The sequence below is a fragment of the Bathymodiolus platifrons methanotrophic gill symbiont genome (assembly GCF_002189065.1).
In the GTDB taxonomy this organism is placed as follows: domain Bacteria; phylum Pseudomonadota; class Gammaproteobacteria; order Methylococcales; family Methylomonadaceae; genus Methyloprofundus.
Map to the genome: position 1 here is coordinate 1 of NZ_BDMN01000029.1, position 16,090 is coordinate 16,090.

The window sequence follows — 16,090 nt, forward strand, 5'->3', positions numbered from 1 at the left end:
AATAACTATTCTGGTTGTTAGGTAAGCAAAGAAAAAACTCGGTAATCTCAATTCAGGACAGTTGTCCCTGCACTACCACTAAAAGTCGGGACAATAGCCTCATGTACAGCATACGCTGAAAATCCTGGAAACGGAGCTTAAGCGAAGTGAAGATTTTTAGTCCGTGATAGCGATAGGGCCGGGTGTTTTCTCGAAGCGTCTTTTTTGCGTAGATAAAATACAAGGCATTCCGACATCGCGTCAAGCCATTTGAGGTAACTAAATAAAAAACCCTCTAGGGTTTTTATAAGTGGACGCAGGGCGAATCAGGGCATCGCAGATTTTAATCAGTCCCGTTAAGCTTTTGCCACGAACTTGGGCTTGGACGCCCAAAATGAGCTTTCGCAAAAGTAGGGACTCCCCGAACTAATCCTAGTATTCTACAGCCAACATTGGTGATAAAAGAGATTAAAAACCAATGGAATACGAACTTATAAAATATAAAGAGGATTACCATGAAAAAAACAAATAAATTCAATAGTAATATCGATACTTACTGTATTAGTGTACTCAGTGACTACTCCGGTAGTTGCAGAGGGAACGCCTGATGGTGATACTCCTGCCGTTGAAAGTCAATGTGATATTCTACAAGAGGATGGAATCACCAAAGGACTTTATGGTCTTTGTGTCGCATTTTGTGAAGCTCACGATGCATCTGAAGAATTTTTAACAGAAGAGGGTTTTACAAATTTGTCAATACCGAATTTAAAAATCTTGGAGCACTATAATAAAAAAAGAGACGAACTTGCTGGAGACGCTGAAATGCCATGTGCGCGTACCATATCGCCGGTTGACTGTCCGGCATTCAACCAAGAGGTGACTGATAGTATGCACGCGCTGATTCCGGAACAATCAACCGTTATCCAGATGGTTAGTTATTCTAATGATAGACTGAATACATACGAGAATGGAGGTAATACACACCATCCCTATACAGATTATGTGGGTTACGTCACATCATGGTCCCCTTTTTCGTACGTCTCAGTCTTTCTAGAGTATAAAGAGTTTGATTTTGGAACAAACGGACCGGGAATTGATGCCTTAATTGCTAAATACATAGTTCGAGTTATGGTGCTATCACTGATAGCAATTCTGTTTGGGTTAGTCTTACCAGCTCTAACACAACACAACAAGACATTGATGACATAGAAAGCTGCAAGCAGTTAATAGATGACAATATATTTCCTAACTATTGATAGTGTGCTTGAGTTACTAGGGAGCAAAATAAGGGGCAGTGTTGTTGATTTGTTCATCAGAAGCTAGGTTATTGATGTAGAAGCTTTATTCGTTGAGCCAATGATTCTCTTGTATTCATAAATAAAGGGTGATCTTCGGATTGTCCTTTTTCATGCCTGAAGCAGAATAAAGAGGCTAACTATTTCGTTGTGGGCATTAGCTGCTAATTACTGATTGCGGCTAATGTCTCCCCCCTGTTTAATAAATACGCTGCAGAGAAAAGCGTACAAGTATTTCTAGAGCGAAATAAAGGGTCAAGTCTTGTGTTTTGCGTTATAGTCCTGCCTTTATCCTTACTGAAAAATAAAATCACCCCCTTTTTTAGTTTGAGAATACGCCCAACAAACCAAATCAAATCCAAAGGGTCGATTCCCAGATAATTCATGATCTCTATAATTCACATCAAGTAACTGTTTACCTCCTCCAATGGGAAAATAGGGGTTGAAAAGAGTTTTTCTAATAAAACCTCTCCTAACCCCTCTTTGCCTGGAGGGGGACTGAACAATGACCACATTAAGCTTAGCTTACTGTTCTAAAATAGAAGTCATATCGAATATAATCTTCAAATTAGGCAGTGGTGTAAATTTCTTGCTTTTAAAATCCTTGTTAAACGTCATCCCTTAGGTGTGGGAACGCTCTGAATTTCGTGAGGCAGAGCACCGCGAACTGAACTTCCACGCTGGAGCATGGGAATGAGAAGAAAATGATTTGTTACGATACATGAATTATTCAAAAGGTTTCAATATGAAACCTTCGGTATACTATACTAAGGTTTATTGGATGAGGATTGAATCAATGTTAAAAGCAATTAAGTTATCAGAAAGCCTGATTAATGATGCGGTCATTAATGGCAAAGCACAGCACCGTAGTGCTCCGAAACAAATCGAATATTGGGCCAGGATTGGAAAAATAGCGGATGAAAACCCTGATTTACCTTTAGGGTTTATTAAAGGTATTTTAATCGGTATAGAAGAAAGTAAAGCGGGTGATGTCTCTGATTATCAATTCGGATGATAGTCAAGCAAACCAGTAGTTTTAAGCGCCGAGTTAAAAAGATGCACAGTGTCGAAAAGAAAGCGCTTGATAAGGTGGTCAAAGAAATCATATCCATCTATTGGTGAAATGAAAATAGGGGATCTAAGCGGTGTTCAAGTGTATAAATACAAGCTAAATACCCAGCAATACCTTGTTGCTTATCAACTGAAGTTTCCCAATTATTGAGTAGCTGAAATACACAATACTGGTGTATCGAGGTTTATTTTAGGTGGTTTTGCCATGTTTATAGCAGGCAGGTAACTAGTTAACTGAAGTTTCCCAATTATTGAGTAGCTGAAATACACAATGCTGGTGTATCGAGGTTTATTTTAGGTGGTTTTGCCATGTTTATAGCAAACCCCTACTTAATTCCCCTTAGGCAATAGCATTTGAAACGAATGAAAAGACTATTTTTTTCATATAGTTGTAGCATAGTTTCAATTTTACCATAAATAATTATTGGGAAACTTCAGTCGATAATAATAGTCATATTTTCTATTCTTTGCCGTAAAACATGTCATTGATCTCTGCCAGTTCGTCATCAAAATCATCAGGGATATTTAATGTGCCTTGTAATTGTCCAAAGACTCTTTTCTTTAGTTCTTCTTTATAAGGAACTAGCATGGCAACTTTTTTATGTTTTTTGCCAAATTCAATAATGAAGGTTTCTCCTTCGTTTTGAACCTTTTCCAGTACGGAAGAAAACTCGGATTTTAATTGGCCTACTTGAATGGTTTGCATGGATCTTCATGTGTTTTGAATGAGAACTACACAATAGTATCTATCTGGTCAAGTTGTCAAGTTTCTGATTGGTGAGGGAAAGTGCAGGGACCTCGAATTGCGAATTCTGGTGTAATGAAAAAGTCTTTTAATTGGGAAGGTTAAGGGAGATGGAAACAAATAATCATCCAAAACTGCTGGTCTTTTTGTCCGTTTTCTGCGTTGTAGTAACAGTTGCGTAGCCTGCTATGCGCCTGTTACTACAACGCAGAAAACGGACAAAAATCCTGCCCAATACTGGACAATTATTTTATTTCCAGATTCCTAAGTCTGTACTAAGATTTATTGGGTGATGATTAAATTAATGTCAAAAGCAATTAAGTTATCAGAAAGCCTGATTAATGATGGGTCATTAACGGCAAAGCACAGCATCGTCGTGCTCCGAAAAAAATTGAATATTGATCTGAAGGATTATTTTTTGTAGAGCGGACTTTAGTCCGCTATAGGCGGCGAGAGGCGCGGACTAAAGTCCGCTCTACACGCCCATCAAGCTTTATAGATGATCTGGAAAGGTAAAAGTAAAACTAGATCCACTGAGCGAAGAGAATCACATTAGAATTGGCGAGATTAAAGATTTAGAAGAACGAGTAAATACAGCGATTAATAGTGGAGCTGTTGCTTATGTGCCATTCTTAATGGCACCAAAAGGAAAATAGGGTCTTGCATTATGCATGCATGTAAAACTTTATGATGTACAACTCAAGGCCTAAGCCCATTATTTCTTTCAGTATTTCAGAACTTTATAGCATTAGCGAGCTTCAGGACTCTTTTTTTAGATTCTTCATCAATCAAGCTATCATCTGCGTAACCCTCAAGAATCCCGTTAATTTCTTTTAAATGAGGTATCAAAAGCTCTTTGTCTTTTGCTTTAATGTCATAGTGGTTTATCGTTCTTAGTAATGCTACCGAAGCACTGTTTAAACTTTTATTTTGCCTTGGGGTCGGATTGTCGTGGGGAGTTGCTAACCCTAATTTCTGGATGACTTCTTGTACTACATCACCTTGGTATTTAAATGCTGAAACGTTGTTTTTACCAAACAGTGTTTGGCATTCGGTGACGAAGCCTTGATAGTTTAAATGTTGAGAAAACCATTCGATATCTAACATTTCAGCAAAAGATAAGTTTTTGCCATAACATGGGTTATTTTTAATTTGTGGGTTGCGAATACATTGTTTGTAATAGCTTTCAATAAAAACGAGCGGTTCACGAAACCATACCCAGATTTCAATGTCGAAGAGTTTACCCAGCTCACATAAAATATCTTTTGATTCGTCAGGAAAGTCCCACCAGTAATTATAGATACCTTCAGATGACAGGATGATGGTGTGGGTGTCTTTTTTAGCTTGCGAGATTATGTTCTTAAAGTTTTCCAGGAAGTTTTCCAGGTGTGTTGTGACTAAGTTTTTTTCAAACCATTGGTGTTTTGGTGCGCTGGGATTTTGTAAGCTTTCAAGGTTATGTGGGTAAAGAATCCCTTTGCCTCTTAGCTTCCGTTGCCTTTTATCAAGGTAGGTTTGTAAGCTCGTTGTGCCAGTTTTTGGTGTGCCCGCATGGATAATTAACTTTAGTGGCTGTTTCTTTAGCTGCTCTAGTGATTGCTCAAATGGTTTTAATAATTCAGCCAGTTCGTTGGTAAAATGAATACTTGGTTTTTCCATAGCGGTAAATAAAAAACCTCTTAAAAGTATGGGGGGAAATCAAAGGGTGACTTTATTCTAAGCTGATCTTTATTAAAGATTATTTCTACTGGAATCTCAACGTCTTCATTTATTCCATATGCCAACAAATTGGTTACGGTGTTGTTCAAGATAGTGATACGCTTGGAGGTTTCGAAGCCTCAGTGCGAAGAATACTACTTTAGCGCTTATTTATCAATTTACTTTGTGTTGCATTGACTTCAATAATATCGTTTATACCATAATAACTATGGTAATTGAATGCAACCTAGGAGAACCTAAACGGTCTCAAAGGGAATTGAGTCTGTCGGACGAGTGATAATAAAGCGAGAAAGACAAAAACCAGTAGGTAGTCGGGTAATGGTATAGTAGCGATGACGGCGGGTAATGCTGCTGGAGGAAGGGGCATTACATTAGAGGCAGCGTTATGAAAATTTTTACCGGGATCTGAAGCAGCAATAAACCTCAGCTTCAGAAATAATGATCTGAATTTATACGAGTTGCGGACTAAAATCCGCTCTACAGGCCGACCAAACTTTACCAATATGAATAAAAATACTTTTTATGACGCAATCTTTTTTAAATTAAAAGGGAAAATTTTAATGGGCTTTATAGAAAGCAAAGGATTATTCGCACAAGACATTTAATTCACTATCAATTACATATGAAAATAATTAATCTGATTTTTCTCAGTCTTCTTAGTTTGTGTTTGTCATTCCATCTTGGAGCAGCAGAGCAGCCTGGTTTGTTGGCCTCTGATCTTAGGGAAGCGCTTAAAAATGAATTTACAGGCGCTTACCCTGAAGCGCGGCAGCCAACAGGGACAATTAAATCTTTTGAGCTAGTTGCTGCTTGAAGATAATGTCGGGATCATTCCTCCTTATCAAACGTCAGTCTGGGCCTATAACGGAATGGTTCCTGGCCCGGTTATCCGAATAAAACTAGGCGAAACACTGCAGCTTAAATTAACTAATAATTTGCCTCAGGCAACGACAATCCATTGGCATGGAGTGCGTGTGCCTAATGCTATGGATGGTGTGCCCGGAGTCACCCAGCCCCCTGTTCAGCCGGGTGAAAGTTTTACTTATCAGTTTACGCCAAAAGATGCGGGTACATTCTGGTTTCATCCTCATGTTAAGGCTGCAGAACAGATTGAGCGAGGACTGCATGGTGTTCTGATTGTTGAAGATGCAGAGGAGCCAGAATATTCTCAGGAATTCGTCTGGGTCCTGGATGACTGGCTATTAACAAAAGACAGGCAAGTCGCTACAAATTTTGTATCCAGGCACGACCTTGCGCATGATGGTCGATGGGGAAATGTATTAACAATTAATGGGAGGTACCAGCCTGCATTTCAGGTTAAAGCTGGAGAAAGAATTCGGATTAGAATGGTAAATGTTGCTAATGGCAGAGTTTTCTCGCCTTCGTTTGCTAAATTAGTGCCTTATGTTATAGCGGTGGACGGAATGTTGGCGGAGGCCCCTTTTCCGCTACGGGAGTTTTATCTTGCCCCTGGAAATCGAATTGATCTTGATATTATTATCCCTAAAGCATTTGCAGGAAAATCCCTGTCAGTGCAGAATCTTTATGGCAGAAAAAAGAGTGCTTTAGCCTTTTTACAAGTTGCTGCTGAAGAAGCGGTAGAAACACCAGGATTTGATTCGCCACGTGCCAGGCAATTTCCGCGCTGGGCTGACGCTATAAAACTTCCCATTGAGCATGAATATATACTAAATGCCAAGCGGGGAGGTGTTTATGGTATTTCCTGGACAATTGATAATAAGACCTGGCCTGATAATGCTACGCATGAATTGACCTCGGGGCAGTTTTACAGGTTGCGTTTTACCAATAAATCGTCACGTTTGCACCCCATGCATCTTCATGGGCAGTTTTTTAAAGTCATTGCTAAAAATGGCAGGGCTGTACAGGAAAATTTCTGGCGTGATACGGTTTTAATTGGACCTAAACAGTCAATAGATATAGGCCTTATTCCATTAGATAAAGGATTATGGCTTAACCACTGTCATATTCTTGAACATGCTGAGGCAGGTATGATGACAGTGATTAATGTAAACTAATTCAAATGTGCAGGTAGAGGAGTTCTCGTTTCTTAGTAGTTGCGCTGTACAGAAAAGCGCGCAAGCACTTCCAGTGCATTTTTGAATTCAGAGTCCGGTAGGTTGCTTAGGGCGTCAATGGCTTGTTGTGCCTCATCATCTGCGCGCTGCTCGGTATAGGTAATGGCGTTGGTCGCCTTAACAATAGCATAGACTTCATTAAATGAATCTCTATTACCGGTTTTAATCGCATCGATAATGATGTTTGCTTGTTCTTCAGTGCCATTTTCTATGGCGTAAATAAGCGGCAAGGTGGGTTTGCCTTCTGCTAGATCATCACCCAGGTTTTTACCCAGCTTATCTTTGCTAGATGTGTAATCGAGTGCATCATCGATAAGCTGGAAGGCAATGCCTAGATGTTGGCCATAATCGGCAAGGTTTTGTTCAATTTCCGGGCTAGCATCAGCTAATACCGCTCCTAATCTCGTGGCGGCACTGAATAGAATGGCAGTTTTGCGTGAGATGACTTCCAGGTATTTTGCTTCGGTTGTTGCGGGGCTATTGCAATTTAATAGTTGTAAAACTTCACCTTCAGCAATAGCGGTCGTGGTTTTGGATAAAATTTCCATGACGCGCATATTGTTCGTGCGTACCATCATTTCAAAGGCACTGGAATAAAGGTAGTCGCCGACTAAGACGCTTGCAGCATTACCCCAGACTGCGTTGGCGGTTTCTTTGCCGCGGCGCAAGTCGGACTCATCTACAACATCGTCATGCAGTAAGGTGGCGGTATGAATAAATTCAATAACAGCAGCTAATACCAAATGATTGTCTTGTTGGTAGTTTAAGGCTTTTGCTGTCAGTAGTAATAGCATAGGGCGTAAACGTTTGCCGCCACTATTAATAATGTAATGCCCGATTTGATTGATAAGAACCACGTCTGAAGTTAATTCTTCAAGAATTAACTGATCAACTGCTTTGGCTTCATTTTCAGTTAATGATTGAATTGAAGCAAAATCAATTGGCGTGTGAGCTTTGTTAGAGTTTTGCGAAACTGTCATTGATTCGTATTCTTAAAATTTATAGAATTAAGGCTTAAAAAGCTTCTGTAGCAATTTATTATTTCGCTTATATTAACAGAACATGACGTTTAAAAATACCTTATGGTGTTAAATGTTGTCGTGTGTTATTTTGTAGGGCATTACTTTTTTCTGTTTATTTAGGTTGACGAGAGTTTCTTTTGTGATTATAATCCTCTGTTCACTTTTAATAGATATTGCTTGATGGAGCTGACGCAAATGTATGCGGTAATTCAAACTGGCGGTAAACAATACCGTGTTGAAGAAGGTACTACCTTAAAAATAGAAAAACTTGAGCTTGGTATGGGCGACAGCGTTGAATTCGACAATGTACTTATGGTCAAGTCTGATGATGCTGTTAAAGTTGGACAGCCTTATGTTGACGGTAGCAAAGTTACTGCAACTGTGACTGCTCAAGGTAGACATAAGAAAGTTAAAATAATTAAATTTAAAAGACGTAAGCACCACATGAAGCAAATGGGTCATCGTCAATATTACACAGAAGTCCAGATTACTGGCATTTCTGCTTAACACGAGGATTAACAATGGCTCATAAGAAAGCGGGTGGTAGTACTAAGAACGGTCGCGATTCTAATTCGAATCGACTAGGTGTTAAACGTTACGGTGGCGAAAGTGTTAATGCAGGTGGCATTATTGTTCGTCAACGGGGTACTCGTTTTCACCCAGGAACAAATGTAGGTTGTGGTAAAGATCACACGCTATTTGCAACAGCAACAGGAAAAGTTGTTTTTGAAGTCAAAGGACCGCAAAAGCGTAAATTTGTTAGCATCGTTGCAGCATAATTATTTGATGCAATAAAATGCTTAGTTACTAAATACTAAGCATTTAGATTGTGTAGAATAGATAAAACCTCGTCCTAAGGCGGGGTTTTTTTTTGCCTGTTTTTTAAAAAAGGCTGAGTGTTTTAGTAGGTTTTAGCTTATGAAATTTGTTGATGAAGCGGAGATTCGCGTTGAAGCGGGTGATGGTGGGAACGGCTGTATTGGTTTTCGGCGCGAGAAATATATCCCTAAAGGCGGGCCTGACGGCGGTGATGGTGGTGATGGTGGTTGTGTATATTTGCTTGCCACAGAAAATGTAAATACTTTAGTGGATTTTCGTTTTCATTCTGTACACAGAGCGCAACGAGGTCAAAATGGTATGGGGCGGCAGTGTACTGGTAGGAAAGGGGAGGATATTTATATCTCTGTACCGCCAGGAACGAGTGTATCTGATAAGCAAACTAATGAAAATTTCGGTGAGCTTACTCAGGTAGGTGAAAAATTATTGGTCGCTCAAGGCGGCTTTCATGGCCTAGGGAATACTCGATTTAAAAGTAGTATTAATCGTGCGCCACAGCAAGCTTCAACAGGATCTAAAGGTGAGCACAGGATTCTGCAGTTAGAGTTGACTTTAATTGCTGACGTAGGGTTGTTGGGCATGCCGAATGCAGGTAAGTCCAGTTTGATTCGTGCAGTTTCTTCGGCAAAGCCAAGAGTTGCCGATTATCCCTTTACTACTTTAGTGCCAAATTTAGGTGTGGTGAGTGTTGATGATCAGCGTAGTTTTGTGATTGCGGATATTCCCGGGGTTATTGAGGGTGCTGCTGAAGGCGCGGGTTTGGGCTTGCAGTTTTTAAAGCATTTAGCGCGAACTAAATTATTGATGCACCTTGTGGATGTTAAGCCCTATGAATCCATGGACTCTCCCGTTGAGGCAGCAAGAAAAATTATCAAAGAAGTTGAAAAATGGAGTGATGATTTAGCTAATAAGCCCCGTTGGCTGATATTGAATAAAATGGATAGATTGCACGATGGGGAAGATCAGCAGGCATATTGTCAGGAAATTGTTGATGAATTGGGCTGGACTGGTCCTGTTTATCAAATATCTGCTTTAAAATCAGAGGGAACGCGAACTTTAATGTTTGATATTATGACCTTTTTAGAAGAGCAGGTGTTGTTAGAAAAAGAGCTGGAAAAAGAGAATGAGCCGGAGTGATTTCAAAAATGTAAAGCGGGTTGTTATTAAAATTGGCAGTGCTTTATTAACGAATGGTGGCAAGGGCTTAGATCAGGCAGCCATTACTATCTGGGTCGAGCAGATGGCAAAATTAACACAGCGAGGCATTGAAGTCGTTTTGGTGTCATCGGGGTCGGTGGCAGAGGGAATGTCACGCCTGGGTCTGAAAACTCGACCTAAAACTTTGCATGAATTGCAGGCTGCTGCATCTGTTGGGCAGATGGGTCTAGTGCAAAATTTTGAAAGTAATTTCCAGAAGCATGACTTGCATGCGGCGCAAGTATTACTGACGCATGACGATTTATCAGACCGTAAGCGCTATCTAAATGCACGTAGTACCTTAATGTCCTTATTGAATTATAAGGTAGTGCCGGTTATTAATGAGAACGATGCGGTAGCAACAGAAGAAATACGCTTTGGTGATAATGATACCTTAGGTGCTTTGGTTGCTAACCTGGTTGAAGCAGACTTATTGATTATTTTGACTGATCAATTAGGTTTATTTGACTCTGATCCCAGTGTTAATGCGGATGCAGTTTTAATCAGTCAGATTAGTTCGGATGATATCCGTCTGGATTCTATGGCGGGAGAAAGTCGTAGTGGTTTAGGTCGTGGTGGGATGGCGACTAAAGTAAGTGCAGCGCGGTTGGCGTCACGTTCAGGTGCGTCAACTGTGATTGCTTCTGGTGATTTGGAAAATGTTATTATCAGGGTTATTGCTGGAGAGGAAGTTGGGACTTATCTGTCTGCAAATATCGAACCTATCGTTGCGCGTAAGCAGTGGTTAGCTGGGCAGTTGCAGGCTAGAGGTCGGTTGGTTCTGGATGCAGGTGCAGTGAGTGTACTTAGAAAATCAGGAAAAAGTTTATTGGCGGTTGGGGTGAAAGCTGTAGAAGGTCATTTTGGCCGGGGTGAACTGGTTTTATGTCTTGATTCTGAAGGTGTTGAGGTGGCGCGAGGTCTGGTCAATTATAAGTCAGAAGAAATAGACTTAATTAAAGGTCAGGCGAGTAGCCAGTTTGAAAATATTTTGGGTTATTCTGATGATGAAGAAGTGATTCATCGGGATAACCTGGTGTTGATTTAAGTAGTATTGGGTTAGGTATGAGTAAGCAAATCAAAGCAGTTTCTTTAATTTCAGGTGGGCTAGATTCCATGTTAGCGACTAAAGCTATTATGGAGCAAGGAGTGCACGTAGAAGGTATTAATTTCTTTACCGGGTTTTGCGTAGAGGGGCATACGCATGCCATTCGCAAAAAAGATAAGGATAAGCCCAAGCGCAATAATTCTTTATGGGTAGCGGAAACCTTAGGTATAAAGTTGCATATCATTGATATTATTGAAGAATATAAGGATGTCTTGATTAACCCTAAGCATGGCTATGGGGCTAATATGAATCCTTGTCTGGACTGTAAAGTATTTATGGTGAAAAAGGCCAAGCAATGGATGGAAGAGAATGATTTTGACTTTATCATAACTGGTGAGGTGATAGGTCAGCGCCCAATGTCACAACGCAGAGATACTATGCCTATTATTGCTGCTGAGTCAGGTGCTGATGATCGGCTGCTGCGACCTTTATGTGCTCAAAACTTGCCTTTAACTTTGCCTGAGCGAGAAGGCTGGATTAGTCGTGACGAGTTATTCGGTTTTACTGGGCGTGGACGCAAGCCGCAAATGGCTTTAGCTGATAAATATGGTTTCAAGGACTACTCGCAGCCTGCAGGTGGTTGTTGTTTTTTAACAGATGAAAGTTACTCTGCGAAACTGGTAGATTTATGGAAGGCGCGTGGCACTAAAGATTATGAACTTGATGATGTGATGTTGCTAAAAGTGGGGCGGCATATACGTCCTAACCAGAATTTTAAAGTCATCGTTGCTCGTGAAGATGGTGAGGCGCGTTTTTTACAAGGATATAAGAAAAATTATATTAATATGAATTGCGCTAGCCATAGAGGGCCATTAGCTTTAGTCGATGGTGATCCTAGTGCAGAAGACTTGCATGTGGCTGCGCAAATTGTTGCACGCTATGGGCAGGGTAGAGATGCTGAACAAGTGGAAGTAATGATTAGGGATTTAGCGGGTAATGAATCTACTATACAAGTTAAGCCGCTTGCTAAAGATGAAATTCCAAAGGAATGGTTTGTATGAGTCAATATGAACTAGATGCGAAGCGCTTATTATGCCCTTTGCCGGTTATTCGTACTCAGGATAAGATTAAACAGTTACAGCAGGGTGATGTGTTGACAGTGACATGTACTGACCCTGGTGTGTTGCAGGATATTCCTGCCTGGTGTCGAATTAATGGGCATAAAGTTTTAGAAACAAAGTCTGATGAATATGAATTTATTATCATTTTAGAGGTTGGTGAGTAATGCCTGACGTTTATGATGCTGATGTTGTTATAAAACTAAAAAGCAGAGTCACGATTGTTGGTGCGTTGGTCAATGTTTTTTTAAGCATCATAAAAATTGGTTTTGGGATATTAGGTCATTCAGCTGCGTTGGTCGCAGATGGTGTGCATTCATTATCAGATCTAGTCAGTGATTTATTGGTTCTAGTGGCTGTAAGGCTGGGTGCGCGGGAGGCTGATCATGATCACCCTTATGGGCATCGGCGTTTTGAAACCATTGCGACAGTGATATTAGGTGTTGGTTTAATTGCAATTGCTGTTGGAATAGCCTGGGATATCTATGGGCGGGTTTTGCATCCAGAGCGGCTATTAATTCCGCAGCCGAGTGCGTTGGGTATTGCTGCTATTTCAATTCTGGCAAATGAGTGGTTATATCAATATACCAAGCGAGTGGCGACGCTTACCCGTTCAAAATTATTATTAGCCAATGCATGGCATCACCGTAGTGATGCCGTTTCTTCAATCGTAGTACTGATAGGTGTTGCTGGATCTTTATTCGGTTATATCTGGGCGGATGCGGTTGCGGCGGTTATTGTTGCCCTGATGGTTGCGAAAATTGGTGTCAATCTAGTCTCGGATAGTATTAAAGAGTTGGTTGATACAGGGCTGTCAGATGAAATTGTTGATGAAATTCGCGCTGAGATTGCTGCGACAGAAGGGGTTAGAAATATACACTTACTGCGTACCCGGCAGATGGGTGAGGATGCGCTGGTAGATGCGCATATTGTGGTGAATTCACGGATTACAGTATCTGAAGGGCATATGATTGCCGATGTAGTCAGAGATTTATTGATTGATAAATTTGATGATGTGCAGGAAGTGCTGGTTCATGTGGACCCTGAGAATCTACTTATATTTCACGTAGTGCTTTTTGGCGACAACGCCCTTCTACAACTACAGCTTTTAAAAGAGTATCTAGCGGAAAACTATCCTTTAATTGATGGCTTCAGAATTCATTATATAAAAGGACATCTTGAGCTTGAGGTTATTTTGCCGCATACAATGTTTAGTTTATCGCAGCAAGTTAATACCATTAAGAATCGCTGCATAGTGTTAGCGCAAGAGGCTGAGCAAATCAGTCGTGTATTGGTGTTTTTTAAAGCTTAACTATAATACTGGTCTTTGCCTGTAGGGCGCGGCTTTAGAGGCTGCGAAAGTATTCAACAAAATCCCCCTCCTTAGTTAAGGGGTTAGGGGAGGTTGGATATATTAAAAATTAATCACGCAACATCAATGACCTATGTTTTTATACGATTCCCCCCCCCCTTCTCAAGGGGGGAGGCTAAAAGCATATACTTTCACAGCCTCTTTAATCCGCCTTGTCAGGTTATCTGCGGGATAAAGCTGCATTCTACAGTTATATTATTTACGCAAAAAACAAGAGAGAAGAGTTATGGCAGTTGGAAATATTGAATTTCCGCACATGCATGCGGTGTCAGGAATTAAATTAGGAGCAACTTGTGCGGGCATCAAGCAAACTGAGCGTGATGACTTGTTATTAGTAGAAATGACAGAAGCTACCACTTGCGCCGCTGTTTTTACTCAAAATGCATTTTGTGCAGCACCAGTGCTAGTAGCTAGAGATAATTTAGAAAAGCAGCCACGTTACTTGTTAGTGAATTCAGGTAATGCTAATGCAGGAACTGGAGAGCAAGGATTATTAGATGCGCAGGCTAGTTGTGCCGCAGTTGCTAAACTAAGTGACGTAAACTCCGAGCAAGTATTGCCATTTTCAACAGGGGTGATAGGTGAAGCCTTGCCTATTAATAAAATAGTAACAGCGTTGGCAGGAGCTCAGGCTAATCTAAAAGAAGATAACTGGGATAAGGCAGCACATGCGATTTTGACTACCGATACCTTTGCTAAAGGTTATTCAAAAATAATAGAAATAGACGGGCAGTCGGTAACGGTCACCGGGATGTCTAAAGGTGCGGGCATGATACAGCCAAATATGGCGACCATGTTGGGCTTTATTGCAACAGATGCAAGAATTTCTCAAGCGAATCTGCAGGAATGTCTGACTGAAACGGTAGAGCAGTCCTTTAATCGGATTACCGTGGATGGAGATACTTCGACTAATGATGCCTGTGTGTTGATGGCGAGTGGAAAAAGTTCATTGCCTGAGCTTATCGCAGGAAGTGATGTCATGCTCCAGTTTCAGCTAGCTATCCAAGAGGCATGCAAGTACTTGGCAGAAGCAATTATCCGTGATGGTGAGGGCGCAACTAAATTAATCAAAATTAAAGTGCAGCAAGCAGTTAGTGATGCTGAAGCGGTTGAAGTTGCTAAAACAATTGCTCACTCCCCTCTGGTGAAAACGGCTTTTTTTGCCAGTGATCCAAACTGGGGGCGTATTTTGGCGGCAGTGGGGCGTTCCGGAGTTGATGGGCTTGATGTTAATAAAATTTCTATCTATTTAGGTGACGTCTGCATCGTGGACAAAGGCGGACGAGCTACTTCATATACAGAAGCGGCTGGGCAGAAAATCATGGATCAGCAAGAAATTACCGTAACTGTCGATCTAGGAAGAGGGGAGTGTGAGCAGCAAGTGCTAACCTGTGATTTTTCCTATGATTATGTGCGTATTAATGCAGAGTATAGAACTTAAGTCGTGCCTAGGGTTAATGTTGCAGTCGGGGTTGTACGGGATTCAGTTGGACGCGTTTTAGTTGCCAGGCGTAAAGATGATGTTCACCAGGGCGGTTTATGGGAATTTCCTGGGGGCAAACTTGAACAGGCAGAAGATGCTAAGCAGGCTTTAGGCAGAGAATTATATGAAGAACTTAATATAAGCACCATTAGCTCCAGTCCGTTAATAAATATTACATATAACTATTCTGATTTAGAGGTGCGCTTGCATGTGCGAGAGGTTAGTGAGTTTTCTGGTGAGCCAGTTGGTCAAGAAGGTCAGTTATTAAAGTGGGTCGCGCTGGATGAATTAAATAACTACCCATTTCCGGCGGCAAATAAACCTATCATAACGGCCATTCTGCTAGGTCGGGAATATGCCATTATTGGTGGCAGTAATGCTAGGGAGATATTACTTCAATTAGATAATGTTGCAGCGCAAGGCGTAAAGTTGGTGCAAATCAGGGTTAAAAACCTGGACGAGCAAAGCGCAGAACAGTTAATGGATGGGTTGCGCTCAAAGTGTGACGAATTAAATATAAATTATCTGCTTAATTCTCAAATGCCAGTAAGGAGAGGTGTTGACGAAGGGGTGCACCTAACATCATCTGATTTAACGGGGTTAAGTAAAAGGCCTGAAGCTTCAGGTTTTGTCGCGGCTTCCTGTCATAACCTGCAAGAGTTACGTAAAGCAGAGGAATTATCTTTAGATTTTGCGGTATTGTCTCCGGTAAAGGAAACATCTTCACACCCAGGGGCTGATTCTTTAGGCTGGCAGCAGTTTGCAGAGTGGGTGGAGCAAGTAAATATCCCGGTTTTTGCATTGGGCGGTGTTGCCCCGCAGGATTTTGAACAAGCAATATCCTGCGGGGCGCAAGGAATATCAGGGATAAGTCTATATAAACTATAAGTGTGGCTACTGATCTGAAGTTTCCCAATAATTATTTATGGTAAAATTGAAACTATGCTACAACTATATGAAAAAAATAGTCTTTTCATTCGTTTCAAATGCTATTGCCTAAGGGGAATTAAGTAGGGGTTTGCTATAAACATGGCAAAACCACCTAAAATAAACCTCGATACACCAGCATTGTGTATTTCAGCTACTCAATAATTGGGAAACTTCAGTA

Annotated in this window: 17 protein-coding genes; 14 read left to right on the forward strand and 3 right to left on the reverse strand. The window is 40.9% G+C overall.

The annotated features are described in order from the left end of the window. Positions 1–552: 552 nt before the first annotated feature. From CDZ78_RS02150 to CDZ78_RS24180, 3 genes are all read left to right on the forward strand, one after another. Positions 553–1,188, forward strand: coding sequence for a hypothetical protein (locus CDZ78_RS02150; protein WP_087868488.1), 636 nt, complete (start codon positions 553–555; stop codon positions 1,186–1,188). Between the two features lie 882 nt (positions 1,189–2,070). Next, positions 2,071–2,289 carry a TA system antitoxin ParD family protein gene (locus CDZ78_RS02160; RefSeq protein WP_087868490.1) on the forward strand — a complete coding sequence of 73 codons (219 nt, stop codon included), beginning with the start codon at positions 2,071–2,073 and terminating at the stop codon, positions 2,287–2,289. 48 nt (positions 2,290–2,337) lie between these two features. Then, positions 2,338–2,496: a type II toxin-antitoxin system RelE/ParE family toxin gene (locus tag CDZ78_RS24180; RefSeq protein ID WP_140413844.1), complete on the forward strand. Its 159-nt coding sequence runs from the start codon at positions 2,338–2,340 to the stop codon at positions 2,494–2,496. 309 nt (positions 2,497–2,805) lie between these two features. Here CDZ78_RS24180 and CDZ78_RS02170 read toward each other — a convergent pair whose 3' ends face one another. Both CDZ78_RS02170 and CDZ78_RS02175 read right to left on the reverse strand, forming a co-directional pair. Further along, on the reverse strand, positions 2,806–3,051 hold the full coding sequence (locus CDZ78_RS02170) for a type II toxin-antitoxin system Phd/YefM family antitoxin (RefSeq protein ID WP_087868492.1): 246 nt from the start codon (positions 3,049–3,051) through the stop codon (positions 2,806–2,808). Between the two features lie 771 nt (positions 3,052–3,822). Beyond that, positions 3,823–4,749: a sulfotransferase family protein gene (locus CDZ78_RS02175; RefSeq protein ID WP_087868493.1), complete on the reverse strand. Its 927-nt coding sequence runs from the start codon at positions 4,747–4,749 to the stop codon at positions 3,823–3,825. A gap of 682 nt (positions 4,750–5,431) precedes the next feature. Between CDZ78_RS02175 and CDZ78_RS20990 the strand changes: the two genes are divergently transcribed. Next, a complete protein-coding gene (locus CDZ78_RS20990; RefSeq protein WP_140413845.1) occupies positions 5,432–5,623 on the forward strand; it encodes a hypothetical protein in 192 nt (63 codons plus the stop codon). Next, complete coding sequence (locus tag CDZ78_RS02180; protein ID WP_087868494.1) at positions 5,613–6,845, forward strand: multicopper oxidase family protein; 1,233 nt, start codon at positions 5,613–5,615, stop codon at positions 6,843–6,845. Before CDZ78_RS20990 ends, CDZ78_RS02180 begins: the two co-directional genes overlap by 11 nt. A gap of 32 nt (positions 6,846–6,877) precedes the next feature. Here CDZ78_RS02180 and ispB read toward each other — a convergent pair whose 3' ends face one another. Next, a complete protein-coding gene (gene ispB, locus CDZ78_RS02185) occupies positions 6,878–7,885 on the reverse strand; it encodes an octaprenyl diphosphate synthase (RefSeq protein WP_087868495.1) in 1,008 nt (335 codons plus the stop codon). 237 nt (positions 7,886–8,122) lie between these two features. Here ispB and rplU point away from each other — a divergent pair, with 237 nt between their 5' ends. The 9 genes from rplU (at position 8,123) to CDZ78_RS02230 (ending at position 15,870) form a co-directional block, all read left to right on the forward strand. Continuing rightward, positions 8,123–8,434 (forward strand): 50S ribosomal protein L21, encoded by a 312-nt coding sequence (gene rplU, locus CDZ78_RS02190; RefSeq protein ID WP_087868504.1) that lies wholly within the window; start codon positions 8,123–8,125, stop codon positions 8,432–8,434. 14 nt (positions 8,435–8,448) lie between these two features. Next, entirely contained in the window at positions 8,449–8,706 is a 258-nt protein-coding gene (gene rpmA, locus CDZ78_RS02195) for a 50S ribosomal protein L27 (RefSeq protein ID WP_087868496.1), read from the forward strand. 139 nt (positions 8,707–8,845) lie between these two features. After that, positions 8,846–9,901, forward strand: coding sequence for an Obg family GTPase CgtA (gene cgtA / locus CDZ78_RS02200; protein WP_087868497.1), 1,056 nt, complete (start codon positions 8,846–8,848; stop codon positions 9,899–9,901). Beyond that, positions 9,888–11,009, forward strand: a complete 1,122-nt coding sequence (proB, locus tag CDZ78_RS02205; RefSeq protein ID WP_087868498.1) for a glutamate 5-kinase — start codon at positions 9,888–9,890, stop codon at positions 11,007–11,009. The genes cgtA and proB overlap by 14 nt, the downstream gene beginning before the upstream one ends. A 17-nt stretch (positions 11,010–11,026) precedes the next feature. After that, a complete protein-coding gene (locus CDZ78_RS02210; RefSeq protein ID WP_087868499.1) occupies positions 11,027–12,070 on the forward strand; it encodes a tRNA (5-methylaminomethyl-2-thiouridylate)-methyltransferase in 1,044 nt (347 codons plus the stop codon). Next, on the forward strand, positions 12,067–12,294 hold the full coding sequence (locus CDZ78_RS02215) for a sulfurtransferase TusA family protein (RefSeq protein ID WP_087868500.1): 228 nt from the start codon (positions 12,067–12,069) through the stop codon (positions 12,292–12,294). Before CDZ78_RS02210 ends, CDZ78_RS02215 begins: the two co-directional genes overlap by 4 nt. Further along, positions 12,294–13,439 (forward strand): cation diffusion facilitator family transporter, encoded by a 1,146-nt coding sequence (locus CDZ78_RS02220; protein WP_087868501.1) that lies wholly within the window; start codon positions 12,294–12,296, stop codon positions 13,437–13,439. Before CDZ78_RS02215 ends, CDZ78_RS02220 begins: the two co-directional genes overlap by 1 nt. A gap of 286 nt (positions 13,440–13,725) precedes the next feature. Further along, positions 13,726–14,940 (forward strand): bifunctional glutamate N-acetyltransferase/amino-acid acetyltransferase ArgJ, encoded by a 1,215-nt coding sequence (argJ, locus tag CDZ78_RS02225; protein ID WP_087868502.1) that lies wholly within the window; start codon positions 13,726–13,728, stop codon positions 14,938–14,940. A gap of 3 nt (positions 14,941–14,943) precedes the next feature. Further along, on the forward strand, positions 14,944–15,870 hold the full coding sequence (locus CDZ78_RS02230; protein ID WP_087868503.1) for a Nudix family hydrolase: 927 nt from the start codon (positions 14,944–14,946) through the stop codon (positions 15,868–15,870). Positions 15,871–16,090: the final 220 nt, after the last annotated feature.

Excerpts from the sequence above, each read along its gene's own strand:
- CDZ78_RS02210 (WP_087868499.1), top strand. The coding sequence starts at position 11,027 with ATGAGTAAGCAAATCAAAGCAGTTTCTTTAATTTCAGGTGGGCTAGAT.
- CDZ78_RS02175 (WP_087868493.1), bottom strand. The coding sequence starts at position 4,749 with ATGGAAAAACCAAGTATTCATTTTACCAACGAACTGGCTGAATTATTA.
- ispB (WP_087868495.1), bottom strand. The coding sequence starts at position 7,885 with ATGACAGTTTCGCAAAACTCTAACAAAGCTCACACGCCAATTGATTTT.
- CDZ78_RS02220 (WP_087868501.1), top strand. The coding sequence starts at position 12,294 with ATGCCTGACGTTTATGATGCTGATGTTGTTATAAAACTAAAAAGCAGA.
- proB (WP_087868498.1), top strand. The coding sequence starts at position 9,888 with ATGAGCCGGAGTGATTTCAAAAATGTAAAGCGGGTTGTTATTAAAATT.
- CDZ78_RS02215 (WP_087868500.1), top strand. The coding sequence starts at position 12,067 with ATGAGTCAATATGAACTAGATGCGAAGCGCTTATTATGCCCTTTGCCG.
- cgtA (WP_087868497.1), top strand. The coding sequence starts at position 8,846 with ATGAAATTTGTTGATGAAGCGGAGATTCGCGTTGAAGCGGGTGATGGT.
- CDZ78_RS02170 (WP_087868492.1), bottom strand. The coding sequence starts at position 3,051 with ATGCAAACCATTCAAGTAGGCCAATTAAAATCCGAGTTTTCTTCCGTA.
- rpmA (WP_087868496.1), top strand. The coding sequence starts at position 8,449 with ATGGCTCATAAGAAAGCGGGTGGTAGTACTAAGAACGGTCGCGATTCT.
- CDZ78_RS20990 (WP_140413845.1), top strand. The coding sequence starts at position 5,432 with ATGAAAATAATTAATCTGATTTTTCTCAGTCTTCTTAGTTTGTGTTTG.
- CDZ78_RS02160 (WP_087868490.1), top strand. The coding sequence starts at position 2,071 with ATGTTAAAAGCAATTAAGTTATCAGAAAGCCTGATTAATGATGCGGTC.
- argJ (WP_087868502.1), top strand. The coding sequence starts at position 13,726 with ATGGCAGTTGGAAATATTGAATTTCCGCACATGCATGCGGTGTCAGGA.
- rplU (WP_087868504.1), top strand. The coding sequence starts at position 8,123 with ATGTATGCGGTAATTCAAACTGGCGGTAAACAATACCGTGTTGAAGAA.